We start from the raw sequence: 21,244 nt of genomic DNA, 5'->3' as shown, positions 1-21,244 counted from the left end.
ACATATATGGAAAACCCATTCAACGATGAATATTTTATGAAAAAAGCCCTTCAGGAAGCAGAAGCAGCTTTTGATAAAGGTGAAATCCCTGTAGGAGCCGTTATTGTTATTAAAGATCGCATTATTGCTAGGGCCCATAATTTAACTGAAACTCTAAATGATGTTACTGCCCATGCCGAAATGCAAGCTATAACGGCTGCAGCCAATTTTTTAGGCGGTAAATATTTAAAAGATTGCACATTATATGTAACCTTAGAGCCCTGCCAAATGTGTGCTGGTGCGTTGTATTGGAGTCAAATAAGTAAAATTGTTTATGGTGCAAGAGATGAACAACGTGGTTGTATAAATTTAAATACTAAATTACATCCTAAAACAACAGTAGAAGGTGGTATTTTGGAAAAGGAGTCTTCTCAACTTATGAAACGGTTTTTTATAGAAAAGCGTAATTTAAATTAAAGTCATAAAAAACGCCCAACAAAAGTTGAGCGTTGAAACTGTAATAAGATATATAGATTAGATTACTTCCACGTTGGCAGCAACCATTCCTTTTCTTCCTTCTTCTTCAGTGTACTCTACGTTATCTCCTTCACGTAATTCTACGCCATTAAGGTTAGAAACGTGAACAAAGATGTCCTTTCCTGTTTCGTCGTTGGTAATGAATCCGTAACCTTTCGATTCATTAAAAAATTTAACTGTTCCAGTCATAATAAAAAAAATATAAATAATTAAAGGCCAAAGGTAGGCTTTTAATTAATACGTAATGTAAAGAAATCGTTTTATTTTAATTTTCTGAAAATCAGTATTTATGACGTTTTTGATTTTCGCGCATTTTATCGATGTTTTCCTTGGTAATCATATAGTCTTTAATGTCTTTATCTTTCCAGCGATAGTAAGAGAACAGAGGGAAAACTACAAAGAACAAGCCTGCTACACCTAAGCCAATATATTTTGGGTTGTCAACAATATAGCCAGTAACTATTCCAGTTAAGGAAGCTAAAAATACTATTCCGGTTATAATTTTAATTACTTTCATTTATGATGTAAAGTTAATTAATTCTCTACGGTATGCCGTTAATAATTTAGACTTCGACACAAACCCCAAATATTTTCCCTCTTTTATAACGGGTAAATTCCATGCTCCAGAGTTTTGAAATTTTTTCATGACACGATGCATATTATCTTTTTCATATATAATATAATCAGGTGGATTATGCATAAACGTTTCTACCGAAGTGCAATTGTATAAGGTTTGGTCAAACATCACGTTTCTAATATCGTCTAAAAGAATAATACCAACAAGTTGTTCTTCAGAGTTAATAACAGGAAACAGGTTTCTACTAGATTTTGCCACGCCTTTATGTAACATATCTCCTAAGGTCATTTCTGGGGTTAGTTTTATAAAACTGGTTTCAATAACATTATCAATATTCATTAATGTAAGAACACTTTTGTCTTTGTCGTGCGTTAATAATGCGCCTTTTTCAGCGAGTTCTCGAGTATAGATGGTATGTTCCATCGCATTTTTAGTAAGAATAAAGGACATCGATACGGTAATCATTAACGGAACAAAAAGGGCATAACCTCCTGTAACTTCAGCAATAAGAAAAATAGCGGTTAAAGGTGCATGAAGTACACCTGCAATTAATCCGGCCATACCAACCAACGTAAAATTAGCTTCAGAAACATGAAACCCAAACCCGATATGATTTATTATTTTGGCGACAACATTTCCCAAGGCACTTCCCATAACCAAGGTAGGAATAATTATTCCACCAGTTCCGCCAGCAGCAAAAGTGGTAGTCATGGCTATAGCTTTAAACACAGTTATGCCAAAAAGTAAGGTTATTACAACCCAAATATTATCAATATGATTATCGAAAGGTGTCTTTCCTAAGGCCGAAAGGTGGTCATCTGCAAGTAAATTATTAATAAATCCAAAACCTTCACCATATAGAGGCGGAATAAAATATAGCATAATACCAATAGCTAAACCACCAAATATTAACCGCTGTTTAGGCGTTTTAAATCGATTGAAAAACTTGAGAATAGCAAAATACATTTTAGAGAAATATATTGAGCCAAATGCCGTGCCAACACCTAAAACCAAATAGAATATAGTGTCTTTTAGAGCAAACGTATCGGTAACCTTAAAATTGAATAAGACTTCATTACCTAAAAAGAAATAGGAGGTTAATACAGAAGAAACCGAAGCTATAAGTAATGGTAAAAGCGAAGCAAACGTAAGATCCAAACTAAAAACCTCAACAGCAAATACAATGGCTGCAATAGGTGATTTGAAAATTGAGGCAATGGCTCCAGCCGAAGCACAGGCAATTAAAAGCGTTCGCGTTTTTTTATCAATATGAAACAGTCGCGACAAATTAGAACTTAGCGAAGCGCCGGACACAATTGCTGGTCCAAGCAATCCAACAGATCCACCAAAACCAACAGTTAAAGGTGCTGTGATTAACGGATAATAAATTTTCTTATAATTTAGAATGCCGCCTTTTTTTGATAGTGAAAATAAAACTGATGGAATGGCATGTTCAATAGGACGTTTCGAAATATATTTCACAAATAAGAAAACCAATAATAGCCCAATAACTGGTAATATAAAATACAACTGGTTTTGCGAGAAAACAATACCTTTTTCTAAAAGTGCTTCAATGCTAAAGGTGATGTTTTTTAAGGTTACAGAAACCAAGCCCGCCAAAAGCCCAACAAGAATACTTAGTAAAAAGACAAAGTTTTTTTGTGAGATATATTTATACCTCCAAATTAAAAAACGTTTTAAGTATGAATTGTTCTTTGGCATAAATTAAATCTACTAAAAAATCCTGCATTTAGCAGGATTTTAATAATTTATGATGGCATATTTACTTTTAGATGTAATTCTTTGAGTTGCTCATCATCAATTGGAGCAGGAGCGTCTATCATGATATCTCTTCCGGCATTGTTTTTTGGGAAGGCAATAAAATCACGTATGGTTTCTTGGCCGCCTAAAATGGCAACTAATCTATCCAAGCCAAAAGCAATTCCGCCATGTGGTGGTGCGCCATATTCAAAAGCATCCATTAAGAAACCAAATTGTGCTTTGGCTTCTTCAGGGGTAAATCCTAAATGGTCGAACATGATGGCTTGTGTATCTTTGTCGAAAATTCTAATAGAACCACCGCCAATTTCGTTTCCATTTAACACCAAATCGTAAGCATTGGCTTTAACATCTCCAGGGTTTGTGTTTAACAACTCTAATTGCCCTGGTTTTGGCGAGGTAAACGGATGATGCATGGCGTGATAACGTTCGGTATCTTCATCCCATTCCAATAACGGGAAATCAACGACCCAAAGTGGTGCAAATTCATTGGATTTTCGTAAGCCTAAACGCTCTGCAAGTTCCATACGTAACGCACTTAATTGAGCTCTCACTTTATTTTTATCACCAGAAAGCACACAAATTAAATCGCCTGCTTTAGCACCAGTGGCTTCTGCCCATTTAGCCAAATCGTCTTGGTTGTAAAATTTATCTACCGACGATTTAAAGCTACCATCGTCGTTATAGCGACAATAAACCATACCCAAGGCACCAACTTGAGGACGTTTTACCCAATCGATTAGTTTATCTATTTCTTTTCTTGAATAAGAGTTTCCACCAGGAACAGCGATTCCAACAACCAATTCGGCCGAATTAAATACGTTGAAATCTTTATGTTGAGCAACGGCATTTAACTCACCAAACTCCATCCCAAAACGAATGTCTGGTTTGTCATTGCCATACTTGCGCATAGCATCGTCATAAGTCATTCTTGGAAATTCTGCTACATCAACACCATTAATTTCTTTAAGTAAATGTCGTGTTAAACCTTCAAAAGTATTTAAAATATCTTCTTGCTCCACAAATGCCATTTCACAGTCTATTTGTGTGAATTCTGGTTGTCTATCGGCACGTAAATCTTCATCTCTAAAACATTTCACAATTTGGAAGTATTTATCCATACCACCAACCATAAGCAGTTGCTTGAAAGTTTGTGGCGATTGTGGAAGCGCATAAAACTGACCTTCGTTCATTCTACTTGGTACCACAAAATCGCGTGCGCCTTCTGGTGTAGATTTAATAAGGTAAGGGGTTTCTACTTCAATAAACTCTTCAGAGGATAAGTAACGTCTTACTTCCTGAGCGACTTTGTGTCTAAAAACTAAACTGTTTTTTACAGGGTTACGACGAATATCCAAATAACGATATTTCATACGTAATTCGTCACCACCGTCGGTATCGTCTTCAATAGTAAATGGTGGTAGTTTGGCTTCGTTTAAAATAGTAAGTTCTTTAACTAAAATTTCAATATCGCCTGTTGAGATATTAGGGTTTTTAGAAGCACGTTCAATAACGGTTCCCGTAACTTGAATAACAAACTCACGGCCTAACTTTTCGGCTTGTTGCATAATGGCCTTAGGGGTGCGTTCTTCATCAAAAATTAATTGGGTAATGCCGTAGCGGTCGCGTAAATCTACCCAAACCATAAATCCTTTATCACGAACTTTTTGTACCCAACCAGATAGGGTAACTTCTGTATTTATATGCGATGCTCTTAATTCACCACAGGTATGACTTCTGTACATAGTATTGTTTTAAGATGTGCAAATTTAAGGAAGTTATATGATTATTAAATAAAAAAGCCTCGGCAATTGCCGAGGACTTTTCGCTATTAATCAAACGACTCTAAACTAACTTAGAGAAGTGCTTTCATCCAGTTCATCTACAACAGACGTTGTTTTTCGTTTTAACCACATTTTAAATTTGGTGACTAAGAAGAATAATACAGGTACAATGATTAAAGTTAAGAAGGTAGCAATCAATAGTCCGTAAATTACGGTCCATGCTAAAGGCCCCCAGAATACAACGTTGTCTCCACCCATATAAACATGAGCATCAAATTCTTTAAATAGTGTAAAGAAATTAATGTTTAGCCCAATAGCTAATGGTACTAATCCTAGAATTGTTGTAATAGCTGTTAATAGTACTGGGCGTAAACGCGCTTTACCTGCTTTTACAATACTTTCGTACAAATCGTCTTTATCTAGGTAATCACTTTCCTCGAGGTTAAGGGTTACCTTTTTTCTATCAATTAATAATTGTGCGTAATCGAGAAGCACAACACCATTGTTTACCACAATTCCCGCTAAGGATATAATACCAACCATGGTCATCATAATAACAAAGGCACTTCCAGTAATTACAATGCCGCCAAATACACCAATTAAGCTTAAGAAAATGGCTAACATGATAATAGCTGGTTTTGAAATGGAGTTGAATTGGAAGATTAATATGAAGAAAATTAACCCTAAACCTGTAAAAAAGGCACCCATTAAAAAGGCCATTTGCTTGTTTTGCTCTTCTATTTGTCCTGTGTAATCAATTTTGATGTTTTTAGGCATATTTTCGTAGCTTAACATCTCATTTTGAATTTGGTTTACCACAGCGCCAGCATCGGTATGTCCAGGCGCTAATGCTGAATACACTGTAACAACACGCTTGGTGTCTTTATGTTTAATGGCACTAAATCCAGAAGAGTTTTCGGCATGAGCTATGGCAGACACAGGAATTTCTTTTATTTGCCCGCTAGCCATATCTCTAAAAGTGATTTTTTGATTAAATAAAGCACTTTTGTTGTAGCGGTTATCTTCGTTAAATCTTACATAAATATCATAATCGTCACCCCCTTTTTTATAAATACCAGCTTTCGATCCGAAAATAGAATTACGTAATTGTTGTCCAACTTGAGAGGCGCTAACACCTAATTCTCCTGCTTTTTCACGATCTACAATTACGCGCATTACAGGTTTATCTTTGTTAACATCTATTTTAAGTTCGTCAATACCTGCTATGTTTTTACTATTAATAAACTCCCGCATATTTTCGGCTGTATTGATAAGCTGGTTGTAATCATCGCCTTCAAGTTCTATGTTAATTGGGGAACCAGCTGGTGGCCCAGCGGCATCTTTTTCAACTGAAATTAAAACACCTGGATATATACCCACAAGTGCTTTTTGCACTTTCTTTAATAAGTCTTTACTGTCTTCTCCACGACGATATTTGTATTCGCGCATGGATGCTGTAATTTTGGCTTTATGAGGCATTTCGGCAGCTGATCCCATATCAGTTTGTGGGTTTCCTGCACCTTCACCAACTTGCGATACAGCACTTTCTACCATAAAGTTATAGTTACCGTCTTTATATTGCTCGTCATCCAAGACATCAAAAACAATCTTTTCAATTTCTTTAGTAATGGCATTGGTTTTTTCAATGGCGGTACCTTCGGGATATTCTATGTAAACAATAATTTGATTAGGATTGTTGTCTGGAAAAAATTCCACCTTAGTACGTTGCGATTGTAATGATGCGCCAAATGCTATGAATGATACAATAAGCAAAACAAAAGTGCCAATGCTAAAAGCGTAAGGTCGCCAACCTGTTAAGGCATAACGTAATTGTCTTTCATACCAGTTTTCTAATATTACTAAGAATTTGGTTTGAAATATATTGGCCCATTTGCGTAAAAATAAACGGTACACCCAAAGCATAATAGCTGTAAAAATCATTAAAGACCCAAGAGCACGATATTGGCCTGCAACAAAGTAAACAATAAGACCTAAAACAGTCATGATACTTGTTGTGATAATGATACGCTTTAACGGCATATCTTTGTCTTCAATACTCATAAATTGAGAGACTAATACCGAGTTGAAGAAAATAGCAACAAATAAAGAAGACCCTAATACAATGGACAATGTTTGCGGTAAAATCATCATAAACTCTCCCATAATACCTGGCCATAATCCTAATGGAATAAATGCGGCTACGGTTGTTGCTGTTGAAATAATAATAGGAAAGGCAATTTCACCAATACCTTTTTTGGCAGCTTCAATACGGCTCATGCCTTCTTCGTCCATTAAACGATAAACATTTTCAACCACTACAATACCGTTGTCAACCAACATACCTAACCCCATAATAAGTCCAAACAACACCATGGTATTTAAGGTGATACCAAACATGTTTAAAATCATAAGCGACATAAACATAGACATAGGAATGGCAAACCCAACAAAAATGGCATTTTTAAACCCTAAGAAGAACATTAGTACTGTTACAACTAGAATCACACCAAAAATGATATTGTTTACTAAGTCGTCTACTTGACCAATAGTTACTGAAGACTGGTCGTTTGTAATGGTAACGTCTAGGTCCTGAGGGAATTCGTTTTCAGTGGCTTCTTTTACTATGGTATGAATTTCTTCTGCAGCATGTACCATATTTTTCCCAGCACGCTTTTTAACGTCTAACATAACAACAGGATGGCCATATTCTCTAGCGTAAGTGGTTTTGTCTTCTTCTTGAAAACGCACAATAGCAACATCTTTTAAGTATATAGGGTTGTCGTTTTCAGATTTTACAACAAAGTTTTCAAGTTCTGAAGGTGATTCTATTTCACCTAAAATACGAATGGTTCTACGTTGTCCGCTAGCTTTAATATTTCCAGCCGACATGGTTACATTACCACCATTTATGGCATTTATAATATCGCTAAAGGTAACTTTTGCAGCTGTCATTTTATAAATATCAACAGCGACTTCTACCTCTTTTTCTTGAGCGCCACGAATGGAGACTTCTTTAATTTCTAGAAGGTCTTCAATTTCGTCTTCAAGGTATTCACCATATTCTTTAAGTTTATCTATGGGGTAATCTCCAGAGATATTAATATTAAGAATTGGCATTTCTTCTGAAAGGCTCAACTCGAACACATCGGGCTCTACTTTGGCACCGTTAAAGGTAGGCCAATCTTCGCCCGAGGTTTCCGATTCTATTTTATCTTTTACTTTTTGCTTGGCTTGTTCAACTGTAATATTTTCATCAAACTCCACAATTACCATTGCGTAATCTTCGGCAGAAGTAGAGGTTATTTCTACAACATTACTAACGGTTTTTAATTCGTCTTCAAGTGGATCTGTAATAAGTTTTTCAATGTCCTCGGCTGTGTTGCCTGGGTAAACAGTGCTTACATAAATTTTGGTTTCATTTACTTCAGGGAAGTTTTCTCGAGGCATATCGAAAAATGCAGATACACCAAGGTAAAAGAATACCAAGATAAGAACATATATGGTTGTTTTGTTATTAATTGCCCATGAGGACAATTTAAACTCTTTATCCACTTTTTTTTGTCTATCGGTCATAATAAATCTTTAATCAGTGGTTAATTAATTGAATCGGTTTCAAAACTAATAACCTTAACAGGTTGTTTGTCTTTTACACTTCTGGCACCTTCTTTTATAATTTCTGTACCCACTTCTACACCAGAAAGTACTTCTATGACATCGTTTTGTGTTTTTCCCGTTTTAATAATAACTTTTTTGGTGACGCCTTCGTTTTTATTGTTTTTATTTTCAACAACGTAAAGGTATTGTTCGCCTTCAGCGTTTTCTGAAATAACACTTTGAGGCACGAGAAAGGCGTTTTCGTTTGTGTAATCGTTAATCTTTAATTTGGCTGTAAGGTTTGGTTTTATGGTTTTGTCTTTATTTGGTAAGCCAACTTCTACTTTAAATGTTCTATTAGCAGGATTTATAAAATCGCCTGCTTGGCGCACTTTTGTTTCTACTGATTGTCCTAGTACAGGGAATTCAACATTAACATGTTTACCTTCGGTTATATCTTTTACATAACGTTCAGGGACATCGGTTTCAATGTACATATTACTTAGATTTACAATACGCATAAGTGGTGTTTGTCCTGCAGCAACTACGCTTCCTTTTTCGGTAATAACATCATCAATGGTTCCAGAAAAAGGTGCTTTTACCGTAGTTTTTGCCACTTGTTTTTTAAGTTGATCGACAGCTTTTTGTTGTGCTTCGTAATTAGATTTTGCTTGTAAAAACTGGATTTCGCTACCTATATTTTGATCCCATAGTCGCTTTTGACGTTCGTAAGTTGTTCTTGCTAATTCGGCTTGTATTTCAAGCTGTGATAATTGCTGACTTAAGCCACCGTCGTCTATCTTGGCTAAGGTTTGTCCTTTGTTTACTTTTTGGCCTTCTTTAACATAAACATGTGTTAAAATACCATTGTATTCTGGTGTTATAACTAAAAGGTCTTTTGTGGTAACATTTCCTTGAACTTCAAAATAGTGATTAAACACCTCTTCTTTAGCTATAAATGTGGTAATTAATGGCGCTTTTTTAACGGTGTCTAGTTTTGCTATGGCTTTATCTAACTGTTTTAGTTTATCTGTAGCGGCATGTTGCTCGGCAACAATTTCGGTGCGTTTTTTTCGTAATAACTCAAGGTTGTTTGAGCTAAGAACGTTTTCCATGGAGTTCTTCTTCTTTTCGCCACCACAAGAGGCTAAAATTAAAACAGTAATTGTAAGGGTGAATATTTTTTTCATGATGAGGTGTTACTTAATTAGTTTAATTGTACTGTATTTAAAACAGTTTCCAGTTCGGCTTTAGAGTTTATAACATTTAGCATAGCTTGTAAAAACTCTTGTTGCGCTGTGTATAATTGTGTTTGTGCTTGACGTAGTTCGAAACTAGACCCAACACCTTCAAAAAATTTGGTTTGGTTTTTACGTTCGATACGTTCGGCAAGGTTGAGGTTTTCTTTTTTATTATCGTATTCTTCAATAGCAAATTGATATTCGCTTTTAGCATTGGCTATTTGAAGTTTGAGTTGCTGTTCGGTTTCGGTTAAATCGGCTTTAGCTTTTTCTAGGTTAATTTTAGCGCGTTGTGTAGAGGCGCTTCGCATGCCAGAGCTAAAAATAGGAATGTTAAGGCTTACGCCAAAAAGTGACGATCCGTACCAATCTTGGTCGCTTTCTAAAAACGAAAACTCATCGCCAAAAGCAGCATAACCACCATTAATAAAAGCGTTAAGCGTTGGTAAGTATTTGCTTTTCTCTAATTTCACCAATAACTCTTTTGAAATCATATCGTTTTCAGCAATTTGATAATCGATTGTTTTTTCTACGGTATCGTCGGCTTCTAATAACCCAAGATTAATGTTTTCTGCTGTTAGAGTTTCTAAGTTGTCGGTTAAAGTGGTTTCCGAATTTAAATCAATACCAAGGGTAATGTTTAGCATTTGATAGGCTAGTGTTTTAAGTCGTTTGGCATTGCTTAAATAACTTTCTAAACCAGACAAGGTTATTTTTAATTGCTCGACGCTTTCTTCTTCTTCCAGACCGTTTTCGTAAATTTTTATAGTTTCATCTAAACTTTCAGAAACAACATCTATGTTACGATTAGCGATGGTTATGCTTTCTTCGGCTAAAAGGACATTTCCGTAAGCATCTATAACGGCTTTTCTAACTTCTAAATCGGTTTTGTTTTTAGCGTTTTTCGATATTTGTAAATACACCTTGGCCGATTGTAATCCCACTAAATAAGAGCCGTCAAACAATAATTGTGACAACGTTGCGGTAGCATTTACATTTTGTTTGGTGCCAAATCGTAAAGGGACAAATCCACTTGGCGAATTAACTTCGGTGTTGTTTCTAACTACGCCATCAAAATAGGTGTCTACAATATCAATAGTGCTTTGTGTGTTGTCAAAAGCAGCAGCAGGAAGTAATTGCACTTGCTGTTTTAGCCAGTTTTGATAGTCTATTCCTGCATTTAATTGCGGCAACCCTGTTGCTGTAGTTTCCCATTTTTGTTTTTCGGCAACTTCTATGTCGCGTTCGGCATTTTTTACGGCACGGTTGTTTTCTAGAGCAAAATTTATAGCTTCTTGTAAACTGAAACTATAGGTGTCTTTCTCTTGTGCAATAGATGATGTGGATAAGAGAATTCCAAAAAATATGATTAGGTATTTAGTCATTAATTATTGTTTTGATTGATTTCTAAATAGTTGTTTAAATAGGCAATGCCTTTAGATGTGCAAATACCACGTAAATGATATTCTAAGTAATTCTCCATAAGCATTTGCATTGAAAAATGTTCTAAAGGAAATAGTGTTTTATCTTTTAGAGCCATCATACAGTTAAAGTAAATTTTTGAAATAAACCCTACATTTAAATCTTCTCTAAATAGCCCCATGTTTTTACCGCGTTCTAAATTGCAGCTTACACAATCTTGCATAACACAATATTGTTTGTCCTTGATGTCATGAAATATTTTTGGATAATATTTTTCTAATTGAAATTGCGGAGACGATTTTTCATCCTTTAAATTTTGCATTAAAAACCGTTTTATTTCATAAATCTCATCAATGGGGTTTTTTTCTTGGTCTCGAATATCTTCAATACCGCTTGATATAGTTTGAAATAAATATTGTACAGTCTCTTCAACCAATACTGTTTTGTTAGAAAAGTACTGGTAAATAGTTTTTTTCGAGATGCCTTGAGTATTGGCAATATCATCCATAGTCACGCTCTTAAAACCATAGTTTAAGAACAAGTCAACGGCCGTTTTTAAAATATTCTGTTTCATAATTCTTGGCAAATCTACGACAGGAAACTTTAAAAACAAAAAAAGTTTCCTAAGTTTTAACGATTATTTAATATTGTGGTTTTGCTTGTTATAATGAAGACAAATACCGATTTTTGCCACATGCAAAAAGTACAGTACTATCAAGAGCAGTTTTTAGCGTATTTAGAAGTATTTTCTAAACAACGCCAACCAGAAAACCTTTACAATCCAATAAATTACATTTTAAAATTAGGGGGTAAGCGTTTGCGTCCTGTGTTAACATTAATGGCTGCCGATGTTTTTCAAGGGAGTAGTGAGCAGGCCATGCATGCTGCATTAAGTATAGAGGTATTTCATAATTTTTCATTAGTACATGACGATATTATGGACGATGCACCATTGCGTCGTGGACAAGAAACTGTTCATGAAAAATGGGATATTAACACGGGGATTTTATCTGGCGATGCTATGCTAATTCTAGCATATCAACTATTTGAAAATTATGAAGCGAAAACCTTTCAAGCATTAGCAAAATTGTTTAGTAAAACAGCCTTAGAGGTTTGCGAAGGACAACAATACGACATAGATTTTGAAACACGAGATGATGTTACCATTCCCGAATACTTAAAAATGATTGAGTACAAAACAGCTGTTTTAGTTGGTGCTGCTATGCAAATGGGAGCTATTGTTGCGCAAGCATCAGAAGAAAACCAAAAAGGCATTTACGAGTTTGGTAAAAATCTAGGAATTGCGTTTCAGTTACAAGACGATTATTTAGATGCTTTTGGTGACCCAAAAACGTTTGGGAAACAAGTTGGAGGTGATATTATTGAAAATAAGAAAACATACTTGTATTTAAAAGCCTTAGAGTTTTCTTCGGAAGATGATAAATTACAATTACAACATTTGTTTAGTATCAATCCCACAGATAATCGTGATAAAATAGAGACAGTTAAGCAATTTTTTGTGTCGAGTGGCTCAGCCAAAGCGACTAAAATTGAAATAAAAAATTACACCCAAAAAGCTTTTGATGTTTTGGAAACGTTACATATTTCAAACGACAATAAAGTCATGCTACAAGCATTTGGAGAACAATTAATGAATAGGAACGTGTAATGTCTTTACCTAAAACTTTCGAGGAATTAATTGCCGAAGCCAATCAAAAAGCACTATACGTAAAATTGATTAGGCAATTAAACAAAGACTTTTTGTATGCTAATATTGATTTAGATTTTGAAGATACTATCTTACCCGAAACCCTAAAATTACAACTTCATGAAATTGTTTATAACCTAATTCAGGAAAAATTTGCAGACTACCTTAACTTACTCTACATAATAGATGTGCCAGAACATAAAATTAAACAACTTAATGGCGACGATACCTTAAAATTATCGGAAGAAGTTACGTTTTTAATCTTGCTACGCGAATGGCAAAAAGTATGGTTTAGGCAACAATATTCTTAAAAATAAACTCTAACAAAAGGCATCCAAGGATCGGCATAAATACTCTTATCCTCATCATACAAAACATCAAAACGAATACCTACAGTGACATTTCTTGTGCGATAACCCGCACCAACAAACAATGCTGGATACCAATAATTTTGATCTTTTATATTTAGATTGTTTTCCCAGTTACGACTTACGTTTAGCTCTTCAAATTCGGTAGAAATTTGCAGTTCTTTTATCGGGTGGTATAAACCAATAACACTTCCGCCTAAAATAGTCGATTTATAATAATCTTTTCTAGAATTGTAAGTGCCGTTAAGTCCAACGCCTAAAGCAAATTGGCTGTTAAACTGATAAATAGCACTTGGTGCAAGCGTACCACTAAAAAAGCCATCGCCAAAACTAAGGCCAATACCACCACCAAACCTAACGTGTTGCCAAAAATTACTAGAATGTTCTTGAGCATTAGCACTTAATAAACCAATGCAAAATAGCACGACTAAAGCAGTATTTTTCATGTGTAATTTTTTAGAAAGATTTTTCATAAGTTATATCGTTGAATAAGAGATGTTATAAATATAATAAAACGCAGGTGTATTTTCGTAAAAATTGTACTTTTGTATAAATTTGCAAAACGCTAGAAAGCATTTTTAAAATATAATGGATAAATATTCCTTTTTAAACGCAGCACATACAGTATTCTTTGCTGAACTTTACGATCAATACTTAAAAAATCCTGATTCAGTTGAACCTAGTTGGAGAGCTTTTTTTCAAGGTTTCGATTTTGGTAGCGAATATGGAGAAAACATAAACTCTGAAATCGACCCAGAATTGGTGTGTCAACCAGTATCTGAAGAATTAACAAAAGAATTTCAGGTTGTAAAACTTATAGATGGTTACCGCACCAGAGGACATTTGTTTACAAAAACAAACCCTGTACGCGAACGTAGAAAATATAGCCCAAAGTTAGCTATAGAAAATTTTGGATTATCACAATCTGATTTAGATACCGTTTTTAACGCTGGAGAAATTCTTGGTATTGGCGCAAAAACCCTAAGAGAAATTCTTAAGCATCTTGATAGTATATATTGCGACTCTATAGGAGTTGAATACATGTATATTAGAAATCCAGAAGAAATTGATTGGATTCAGAAAAAACTTAATGTAAATGATAATCAACCTAACTTTTCAAACGACCAAAAAAAGCATATTCTAAAAAAACTTAATGAAGCAGTTTCTTTCGAAAACTTCTTGCATACAAAATATGTTGGTCAAAAACGATTTTCACTAGAAGGAGGAGAATCTTTAATTCCAGCACTAGATGCGGTTATTGAAAGAGCTTCAGAATACGATGTGAAAGAGTTTGTAATGGGAATGGCGCATCGTGGTCGCTTAAGTACATTAACAAATATATTTGGTAAATCTGCCAAAGATATTTTTAGTGAGTTTGATGGTAAAGATTACGAACAAAAAGTATTTGATGGCGATGTAAAATACCATTTAGGTTGGACTAGCGATCGTGAAACCGATAGCGGTAAAAAAATTAATTTAAATATTGCACCAAACCCTTCGCATTTAGAAACGGTTGGAGCAGTTGTAGAAGGTATTACAAGGGCTAAACAAGATGATAAATACCCGGATAATCCATCGCAAGTATTACCTATTGTAGTACATGGCGATGCTGCTATTTCTGGACAAGGTTTAGCCTATGAAGTAGTACAAATGGCCAAATTAGACGGTTATAAAACCAACGGAACTATTCATATTGTAGTAAATAACCAAGTTGGGTTTACCACCAATTATTTAGATGGACGTTCTAGTACCTATTGTACCGATGTTGGTAAAGTAACACTATCGCCAGTTATGCATGTTAATGCAGATGACGCCGAAGCTGTAGTACACGCCATGTTATTTGCGTTAGACTTTAGAATGCAATTTAAACGCGATGTGTTTATCGATTTGTTGGGCTACAGAAAGTATGGCCATAACGAAGGCGACGAACCTAAGTTTACACAGCCTCTTTTATATAAAGCTATCTCTAAACACCAAAACCCAAGAGATATTTATGCTTCAAAGTTGATTGAACAAGGTGTTATAGACGAAGCCTACGTAAAACAACTCGAAAAAAATTATAAAGCTAAATTAGAGGAAAGTTTAGAAGACTCTCGTAAGCAAGATAAAACAGTTATTACACCATTCATGCAAAACGAATGGGAAAATTATGTGACGGTTGAAGAAGATAAAATGCTAAAGCCAGTCGATACTAAATATCCAACTGAAAGCTTAAAACGCATTGCAGATGTTATTTCTTCATTGCCAGAAGACAAAAAATTCATCAGAAAAATTCAACGATTAGTACAATCTAGAAAAACAATGTTTGAAGAGAACAAACTAGATTGGGCTATGGCCGAGCATTTAGCATATGGCAGTTTGTTAGAGCAAGGACATGATGTGCGTATTTCTGGGCAAGATGTAGAACGAGGAACATTCTCACACCGTCATGCAGTTGTAAAAGTTGAAGATAGCGAAGAAGAAGTTATATTGCTAAACAATATTAGCGACGACCAAGGAAAGTTTTTTATCTATAACTCCTTATTATCAGAGTATGGCGTTGTTGGGTTCGATTATGGTTATGCCATGGCAAGTCCAAAAACTTTAACCATTTGGGAAGCACAATTTGGAGACTTTAGTAATGGCGCTCAAATTATGTTGGATCAATATATCTCTGCTGCCGAAGATAAATGGAAACTGCAAAATGGGTTGGTTATGTTACTGCCTCATGGTTACGAAGGACAAGGCGCTGAACATTCATCGGCACGTATGGAACGTTACTTACAATTATGTGCTAAAGATAATATGTACGTAGCCGATTGTACTACACCTGCCAACATGTTCCACTTATTGCGCAGACAAGTAAGAGCTAAGTTTAGAAAACCATTAATAGTATTCACGCCAAAAAGTTTATTACGTCATCCAAAATGTGTGTCAACTGTTGAAGAATTTGCAAACGGAAGTTTCCAAATGTTAATAGATGATACGTTGGTTGAACCTAAAAAAGTAAAAACGTTAGTTTTCTTAACAGGTAAATTCTATTACGATTTATTAGAAGAACGTGAAAAACTAGAAAGAGACGATGTCGCTTTAATAAGAATAGAACAATTATTCCCGCTTCCAGAAAAGCAAATTAAAGACATACTTAAAAAATACGAACATGTAGATGATGTTGTTTGGGCGCAAGAAGAACCAAGAAATATGGGAGCTTACGCACATATGTTAATGCATATAGATGAGGTGAAAACCTTTAGAGTAGCATCCAGACGCCCATATGGGGCTCCAGCAGCCGGTAGTGCCACACGTTCTAAGAAACGTCATCAAGAAGTCATCGACTATGTGTTCGATAAAACAAAAAATAATCAACGATAAAATATCCAAACATAAAATTATATCACAATGATTTTAGAAATGAAAGTGCCTTCACCAGGTGAATCTATTACCGAAGTAGAAATTGCAGAATGGTTAGTGCAAGATGGTGACTACGTAGAAAAAGACCAAGCTATTGCCGAAGTTGATAGTGATAAAGCCACTTTAGAACTTCCAGCAGAAGCTAGTGGAACCATTACACTTAAAGCCGAAGAAGGCGATGCCGTAGCAGTGGGAGAAGTTGTATGTTTAATAGATACAAGTGCTGAAAAGCCTGAAGGAGGTGAAGCGCCAGCTAAAGAAGAGAAAAAAGAAGAAGCTCCTAAAGTTGAAGAAAAGAAAGCCGAACCTGCAGCAGAGAATAAAACCTACGCAACAGGAACAGCAAGTCCAGCAGCTAAAAAAATATTAGCCGAAAAAGGCATGGAAGCTTCACAAGTAAAAGGTACAGGTAAAGATGGCCGCGTAACAAAAAACGATGCCGTTAATGCAAAACCATCTATGGGAACACCAACAGGAGGGAACAGAGGTGAATCGCGTTCAAAACTATCCATGCTTCGTCGTAAAGTTGCAGAGCGTTTGGTGTCTGCTAAAAACGAAACAGCCATGTTAACAACGTTTAACGAAGCGAATATGACACCTATTTTCGAACTTCGTAAACAATACAAAGAAGCGTTCAAAGAAAAACATGGTGTAAGTCTTGGGTTTATGAGTTTCTTTACCAAAGCTGTTGTAAGAGCGTTACAAGAATATCCAGCAGTAAACTCTATGATAGATGGAAAGGAAATGATATCTTACGATTTTTGTGATATAAGTATTGCCGTTTCAGGACCAAAAGGATTAATGGTTCCTGTTATTAGAAATGCTGAAAACTTAACCTTTAGAGGTGTTGAAGCTGAAGTGAAACGTTTAGCACTTCGCGCCCGTGATGGCCAGATTACCGTAGATGAAATGACAGGTGGAACATTTACTATTTCTAACGGAGGCGTATTTGGTAGTATGTTATCTACACCAATTATCAATCCGCCACAAAGTGGTATTTTAGGTATGCACAATATTATTGAGCGTCCTATAGCTGTTGATGGTAACGTAGAAATTCACCCAATGATGTATTTGGCATTATCTTACGATCATAGAATCATTGATGGTAAAGAATCTGTTGGATTCTTGGTATCTATTAAAGAAGCCTTAGAAAATCCAGTAGAATTATTAATGAATGGTGATGTTAAAAAAGCTTTAGAGCTTTAAGAAAAATAACTTTCTAAAATCAAAAAAGCGCGATGAGATTTATTTCATCGCGCTTTTTTATACAACTAACTAACTAAAAAAAATTAACGAGTATATTTAATGAAATTACTGCTATAGCGAGAACTATAATACCAATTATAAAATACTTACCAATAGGTTTTAAATTGTTGTTCATGACATAAAGGTTTTCGTATTCACTTGGCATAGTTTTGTTGGGTTTTTTTGAGAAAACTCTACGCCCCCTTTGACGTAGAGTTTTTTATGATCCTTCTAATAAAATAATTAAAAGGGAATTTTGATTAATAGCATTCCAAATATCTAAAATTAATAGATGTCAAACAATACGTATAAATACGTATTTTTATACAGAGGACTCCATAAAAAAAGCTCTATCACAAAATATAAATGTGTATAGAGCTCCTTTATTCCCCTTGTAATTAATAGCATTGTAAAATTCGGAAATAAAAAGGTGTTAAACAATACGTATTTATACGTATTTTTTCTATAAATAAGCTTCTATTTCTTTAGCAAAAAGTGCTAGACTAGTGTCTTTACAATCTAATTTTAATTTTTTTGAGATGTTGCTTTTATGTTTTTCTACAGTTCTTTTAGAAACAAACAAAATGTCCCCAATCTCTTTGGCTGTTTTACTTTTAGCGGTAAGTTTTAAAACCTCTTTTTCTGTAGGTGTTAATAATTTAAGTTCTTCTGGAACTTGTTCTTTTTCTAAGTGAGATAGAAGTTCTGGACTAAAATAAGAGGTATTTTCTAAAATAGAAGCAATACAGTTTTCTATTTCGGTAAGTGCAAACTCTTTAAGGACATAGCCATAAATGCCTAAAGATTTGGCTTGGTTATAGATAGATTCATCTTTTTCGAAAGTAATTATAATGATTTTTGTATTAAACTGATTGTTTTTGCATTTTTCGGCAATTTGTAAGCCTGTTAAATAAGGCATTTGTATATCCAAAATAGCAATATCTGGTTGCAAATCTTCTATGAGTTGATAGGCTTGTTTGCCATTCTTAGCGCTATCTAGAACATTGTAATGACGTTCTTTCAGGAAATCTTCTAACCCTTTAAGTATAAGTGGATGGTCGTCTGCTATTATTATTGAGGGCTTTTTCATGATGTGGCTATTAATCTTGTCATGTAAAGATAATGACTTTTCTTTTTAATTAGAAGAAAAGTATTACAGCTTTAAGTACAAGTATTTTTTTTCGTAATCTATAACTGCTTTTCCCTTTTTTAAAATATCGGCACCAATTATCCCATCAACAGGATCTGCATTATGATTAATAAGAGCCGTGTTTACATGAGTAAGACTAAATAAAATTAAAGCAACTTTTTCTTTTTTCCATTTGCCAATTTTTACTTTATTCTTTTTGGAAATTTGTGTTATCATATCACTAGCGCCAGCACCTGCGGCTCTAACTTCAGAATCTTTTGCTTTAAGTTTAAAACGACTAATGCTTTCAAAATCTAAACAAGAACTAGAGGCACCAGTATCTAAAATAAACGAACCTTTTACACCGTTTATAGAAGCTCTAATTTCAAAATGATTGGTTTTGGTAAGATGTAATTTTTTTCTAACGTATCCTTTTTTTAGTAAAAAGTCTTTTAATTCTTCAGGAGATTTCTCTTTCATTCTTCATTAATTTTTTAGAACTGTAAAAATACAACGCTTCATATTAAGAAAACGGTTGTAATATAATAAATTAAGGTAAAATGCTCTATGTATTTAGTGTGATGAAATAGTAAGCGAAAACATACCGCAATGCTAATGACTTTTATATTTTTGTGCTTATGATTATAACAGATACCCATACACATTTATATAGCGATGCTTTTAATGATGATAGAGCAGAAATGATACAACGCGCTTTAAATCTTGGTGTGCAACGTTTTTTTATTCCTGCTATAGACTCAACTTACACAAAAGCGATGTACGAGTTAGAAGCTAATTTTAAAGAACACGTACATTTAATGATGGGGTTACACCCAACATCTGTAAAAGATAATTATAAAGATGAGCTAGCACATGTTGAAGAGCAATTAGCCAAACGTGAGTTTTGTGCCGTTGGCGAAATTGGTATCGATTTGTATTGGGACGCCTCTACCTTAGAAATACAAAAAGAAGCGTTTAAACACCAAATACAATTAGCTAAACACTATAACTTACCTATTGTTATTCATTGTCGCGAAGCTTTCGATGAAATTTTTGACGTTTTAGAAACCGAAAAAGATGATAAGCTCTACGGGATTTTTCATTGCTTTACAGGCACTATAGAACAAGCCGAAAAAGCTATATCGTACAATATGAAACTAGGTGTTGGAGGTGTAGTGACGTTTAAAAACGGAAAAATTGATCAATTTATAAATCAAATAGATTTAAAACATATTGTGTTAGAAACCGATTCACCTTATTTAGCGCCAACACCTTATCGCGGTAAGCGTAATGAAAGCGCCTATGTAGTAAAGGTTTTAGAAAAACTATCGGAATTATATGGTGTTTCACAAGAAGACATCGCAGAAATTACTACTAAAAATTCTAAAGAGATTTTTAAAATATAGCCTATGGATAAGCAACCTAATATACTTTTAATCTATACAGGAGGAACCATAGGTATGGTGAAAAATCCTAATACAGGAGCTTTAAAAGCCTTTAATTTTGATAATCTGTTGAAACGTATTCCTGAGTTGAAATTAATAAGCTGCAATATTTCTACAGTATCTTTTGATGAACCTATCGATTCCTCAAACATGAATCCTAGTTATTGGGTGCAAATTGCCGAAATAATAGAGGAACACTATGATGCTTATGATGGCTTTGTTGTGTTACATGGCAGCGATACGATGAGTTACACCGCTTCAGCATTAAGCTTTATGTTAGAAAACTTATCAAAACCAGTTATTTTAACAGGCTCGCAATTACCAATAGGCGATTTAAGAACAGATGCCAAAGAAAATTTAATCACCTCTATACAAATGGCATCGCTACAAAAACGAAATAGACCTGTAATTAGAGAAGTGGGGCTATATTTTGAATATAAATTATACAGAGGAAACAGAACAACAAAAATAAATGCCGAACATTTTGAAGCCTTCGAGTCGTTAAATTATCCACATTTAGCAGAATCTGGAGTACATTTAAACGTTAATTACGACGATTTATTTAAACCCAATGCGCGAAAAAAACTAGTTGTACACAAACAATTTGATAACAATATTGCTTTAATAAAGTTATTCCCAGGAATATCAAAAGCCGTTTTAGACTGTATGGTACACAATCCTAAATTAAAAGGCATTATTTTAGAAACCTATGGAGCAGGAAATGCTACAACAGAAGATTGGTTTGTTGAGGTAATTAAAACGGCCTTAAAAAATGGTATTCAAGTTATAAATGTCACCCAATGTTCGGGTGGAAGTGTTAACATGGGAAGCTACGAAACGAGTTCTCAGTTAAAATCATTAGGTGTAATTTCTGGAAAAGATATCACAACCGAGGCCGCTGTAACAAAATTAATGTATATGTTAGGAGAAAAAATTTCCTCTAAAACGTTCAAAACCATATTCGAAACCTCTTTAAGAGGTGAAATGACATAAAATTAACTGTGAAAATTTTTACCTTTCAAAAGTTTTTTTGTTATTTGCTTGGT

The 21,244-nt window shown here is 34.6% G+C and carries 18 protein-coding genes; 7 read left to right on the top strand and 11 right to left on the bottom strand.

The genetic code is table 11. The features are described 5' to 3' along the window. Positions 1 to 6 precede the first annotated feature (6 nt). On the top strand, positions 7 to 456 hold the full coding sequence (locus R3L15_RS11915) for a nucleoside deaminase (RefSeq protein ID WP_338731930.1): 450 nt from the start codon (positions 7 to 9) through the stop codon (positions 454 to 456). Between the two features lie 57 nt (positions 457 to 513). On the opposite strand, the gene R3L15_RS11910 is transcribed toward R3L15_RS11915, so the two are convergent. The 8 genes from R3L15_RS11910 to R3L15_RS11875 all read right to left on the bottom strand — a co-directional run bounded on the left by R3L15_RS11910 (position 514) and on the right by R3L15_RS11875 (position 11,487). Then, complete coding sequence (locus R3L15_RS11910) at positions 514 to 705, bottom strand: cold-shock protein (RefSeq protein WP_036119232.1); 192 nt, start codon at positions 703 to 705, stop codon at positions 514 to 516. A 91-nt stretch (positions 706 to 796) separates the two neighbouring features. Further along, positions 797 to 1,033 carry a hypothetical protein gene (locus R3L15_RS11905; protein WP_338731926.1) on the bottom strand — a complete coding sequence of 79 codons (237 nt, stop codon included), beginning with the start codon at positions 1,031 to 1,033 and terminating at the stop codon, positions 797 to 799. Next, a complete protein-coding gene (locus R3L15_RS11900) occupies positions 1,034 to 2,815 on the bottom strand; it encodes a chloride channel protein (protein WP_338731924.1) in 1,782 nt (593 codons plus the stop codon). A 47-nt stretch (positions 2,816 to 2,862) separates the two neighbouring features. After that, a complete protein-coding gene (gene aspS / locus R3L15_RS11895; protein WP_338731923.1) occupies positions 2,863 to 4,617 on the bottom strand; it encodes an aspartate--tRNA ligase in 1,755 nt (584 codons plus the stop codon). Between the two features lie 105 nt (positions 4,618 to 4,722). Then, positions 4,723 to 8,229 (bottom strand): efflux RND transporter permease subunit, encoded by a 3,507-nt coding sequence (locus tag R3L15_RS11890; protein ID WP_338731922.1) that lies wholly within the window; start codon positions 8,227 to 8,229, stop codon positions 4,723 to 4,725. Between the two features lie 20 nt (positions 8,230 to 8,249). Beyond that, positions 8,250 to 9,440 carry an efflux RND transporter periplasmic adaptor subunit gene (locus tag R3L15_RS11885; RefSeq protein ID WP_338731921.1) on the bottom strand — a complete coding sequence of 397 codons (1,191 nt, stop codon included), beginning with the start codon at positions 9,438 to 9,440 and terminating at the stop codon, positions 8,250 to 8,252. Positions 9,441 to 9,457: 17 nt separating this feature from the next. After that, positions 9,458 to 10,876 (bottom strand): TolC family protein, encoded by a 1,419-nt coding sequence (locus R3L15_RS11880; RefSeq protein WP_338731920.1) that lies wholly within the window; start codon positions 10,874 to 10,876, stop codon positions 9,458 to 9,460. Continuing rightward, complete coding sequence (locus R3L15_RS11875; protein WP_338731919.1) at positions 10,876 to 11,487, bottom strand: TetR/AcrR family transcriptional regulator; 612 nt, start codon at positions 11,485 to 11,487, stop codon at positions 10,876 to 10,878. The genes R3L15_RS11880 and R3L15_RS11875 overlap by 1 nt, the downstream gene beginning before the upstream one ends. A 120-nt stretch (positions 11,488 to 11,607) precedes the next feature. Here R3L15_RS11875 and R3L15_RS11870 point away from each other — a divergent pair, with 120 nt between their 5' ends. After that, complete coding sequence (locus R3L15_RS11870; RefSeq protein WP_338731918.1) at positions 11,608 to 12,582, top strand: polyprenyl synthetase family protein; 975 nt, start codon at positions 11,608 to 11,610, stop codon at positions 12,580 to 12,582. Then, positions 12,582 to 12,932: a hypothetical protein gene (locus R3L15_RS11865; protein ID WP_338731917.1), complete on the top strand. Its 351-nt coding sequence runs from the start codon at positions 12,582 to 12,584 to the stop codon at positions 12,930 to 12,932. The genes R3L15_RS11870 and R3L15_RS11865 overlap by 1 nt, the downstream gene beginning before the upstream one ends. Here R3L15_RS11865 and R3L15_RS11860 read toward each other — a convergent pair. Further along, on the bottom strand, positions 12,929 to 13,435 hold the full coding sequence (locus R3L15_RS11860) for an alpha-ketoglutarate decarboxylase (RefSeq protein WP_338731916.1): 507 nt from the start codon (positions 13,433 to 13,435) through the stop codon (positions 12,929 to 12,931). The genes R3L15_RS11865 and R3L15_RS11860 overlap by 4 nt on opposite strands. Before the next feature lie 142 nt (positions 13,436 to 13,577). Between R3L15_RS11860 and R3L15_RS11855 the strand changes: the two genes are divergently transcribed. Together R3L15_RS11855 and odhB are read left to right on the top strand one after the other, a co-directional pair. Further along, the gene (locus tag R3L15_RS11855; RefSeq protein WP_338731914.1) at positions 13,578 to 16,340 is read left to right on the top strand and encodes a 2-oxoglutarate dehydrogenase E1 component; all 2,763 of its coding nucleotides are present in this window, start codon (positions 13,578 to 13,580) and stop codon (positions 16,338 to 16,340) included. Positions 16,341 to 16,367: 27 nt separating this feature from the next. After that, the gene (gene odhB / locus R3L15_RS11850) at positions 16,368 to 17,585 is read left to right on the top strand and encodes a 2-oxoglutarate dehydrogenase complex dihydrolipoyllysine-residue succinyltransferase (RefSeq protein WP_338731912.1); all 1,218 of its coding nucleotides are present in this window, start codon (positions 16,368 to 16,370) and stop codon (positions 17,583 to 17,585) included. Between the two features lie 502 nt (positions 17,586 to 18,087). Here odhB and R3L15_RS11845 read toward each other — a convergent pair. Both R3L15_RS11845 and R3L15_RS11840 read right to left on the bottom strand, forming a co-directional pair. Next, entirely contained in the window at positions 18,088 to 18,714 is a 627-nt protein-coding gene (locus tag R3L15_RS11845; protein ID WP_338731911.1) for a response regulator transcription factor, read from the bottom strand. A 63-nt stretch (positions 18,715 to 18,777) separates the two neighbouring features. Further along, the gene (locus R3L15_RS11840) at positions 18,778 to 19,233 is read right to left on the bottom strand and encodes a retropepsin-like aspartic protease (protein ID WP_338731910.1); all 456 of its coding nucleotides are present in this window, start codon (positions 19,231 to 19,233) and stop codon (positions 18,778 to 18,780) included. 158 nt (positions 19,234 to 19,391) lie between these two features. Between R3L15_RS11840 and R3L15_RS11835 the strand changes: the two genes are divergently transcribed. Both R3L15_RS11835 and R3L15_RS11830 read left to right on the top strand, forming a co-directional pair. Next, positions 19,392 to 20,159 (top strand): TatD family hydrolase, encoded by a 768-nt coding sequence (locus R3L15_RS11835; protein WP_338731909.1) that lies wholly within the window; start codon positions 19,392 to 19,394, stop codon positions 20,157 to 20,159. Between the two features lie 3 nt (positions 20,160 to 20,162). Next, complete coding sequence (locus tag R3L15_RS11830) at positions 20,163 to 21,191, top strand: asparaginase (protein WP_338731908.1); 1,029 nt, start codon at positions 20,163 to 20,165, stop codon at positions 21,189 to 21,191. The last annotated feature ends 53 nt before the right edge of the window (positions 21,192 to 21,244 follow it).

Source organism: Mangrovimonas cancribranchiae (genome assembly GCF_037126245.1).
Taxonomy (GTDB): domain Bacteria; phylum Bacteroidota; class Bacteroidia; order Flavobacteriales; family Flavobacteriaceae; genus Mangrovimonas; species Mangrovimonas cancribranchiae.
Note: the sequence above shows the minus strand (reverse complement) of the source record. Positions and strands in the feature narration are given on the sequence as shown.

Bases quoted from the DNA above. Each gene is read 5' to 3' on its own strand.
- R3L15_RS11845 (WP_338731911.1), bottom strand. From the start codon at position 18,714: ATGAAAAAGCCCTCAATAATAATAGCAGACGACCATCCACTTATACTT.
- R3L15_RS11860 (WP_338731916.1), bottom strand. From the start codon at position 13,435: ATGAAAAATACTGCTTTAGTCGTGCTATTTTGCATTGGTTTATTAAGT.
- R3L15_RS11840 (WP_338731910.1), bottom strand. From the start codon at position 19,233: ATGAAAGAGAAATCTCCTGAAGAATTAAAAGACTTTTTACTAAAAAAA.
- R3L15_RS11865 (WP_338731917.1), top strand. From the start codon at position 12,582: ATGTCTTTACCTAAAACTTTCGAGGAATTAATTGCCGAAGCCAATCAA.
- R3L15_RS11900 (WP_338731924.1), bottom strand. From the start codon at position 2,815: ATGCCAAAGAACAATTCATACTTAAAACGTTTTTTAATTTGGAGGTAT.
- R3L15_RS11905 (WP_338731926.1), bottom strand. From the start codon at position 1,033: ATGAAAGTAATTAAAATTATAACCGGAATAGTATTTTTAGCTTCCTTA.
- R3L15_RS11870 (WP_338731918.1), top strand. From the start codon at position 11,608: ATGCAAAAAGTACAGTACTATCAAGAGCAGTTTTTAGCGTATTTAGAA.
- R3L15_RS11830 (WP_338731908.1), top strand. From the start codon at position 20,163: ATGGATAAGCAACCTAATATACTTTTAATCTATACAGGAGGAACCATA.
- R3L15_RS11890 (WP_338731922.1), bottom strand. From the start codon at position 8,229: ATGACCGATAGACAAAAAAAAGTGGATAAAGAGTTTAAATTGTCCTCA.
- R3L15_RS11880 (WP_338731920.1), bottom strand. From the start codon at position 10,876: ATGACTAAATACCTAATCATATTTTTTGGAATTCTCTTATCCACATCA.
- aspS (WP_338731923.1), bottom strand. From the start codon at position 4,617: ATGTACAGAAGTCATACCTGTGGTGAATTAAGAGCATCGCATATAAAT.
- R3L15_RS11855 (WP_338731914.1), top strand. From the start codon at position 13,578: ATGGATAAATATTCCTTTTTAAACGCAGCACATACAGTATTCTTTGCT.
- R3L15_RS11875 (WP_338731919.1), bottom strand. From the start codon at position 11,487: ATGAAACAGAATATTTTAAAAACGGCCGTTGACTTGTTCTTAAACTAT.
- R3L15_RS11915 (WP_338731930.1), top strand. From the start codon at position 7: ATGGAAAACCCATTCAACGATGAATATTTTATGAAAAAAGCCCTTCAG.
- R3L15_RS11885 (WP_338731921.1), bottom strand. From the start codon at position 9,440: ATGAAAAAAATATTCACCCTTACAATTACTGTTTTAATTTTAGCCTCT.
- odhB (WP_338731912.1), top strand. From the start codon at position 16,368: ATGATTTTAGAAATGAAAGTGCCTTCACCAGGTGAATCTATTACCGAA.
- R3L15_RS11910 (WP_036119232.1), bottom strand. From the start codon at position 705: ATGACTGGAACAGTTAAATTTTTTAATGAATCGAAAGGTTACGGATTC.
- R3L15_RS11835 (WP_338731909.1), top strand. From the start codon at position 19,392: ATGATTATAACAGATACCCATACACATTTATATAGCGATGCTTTTAAT.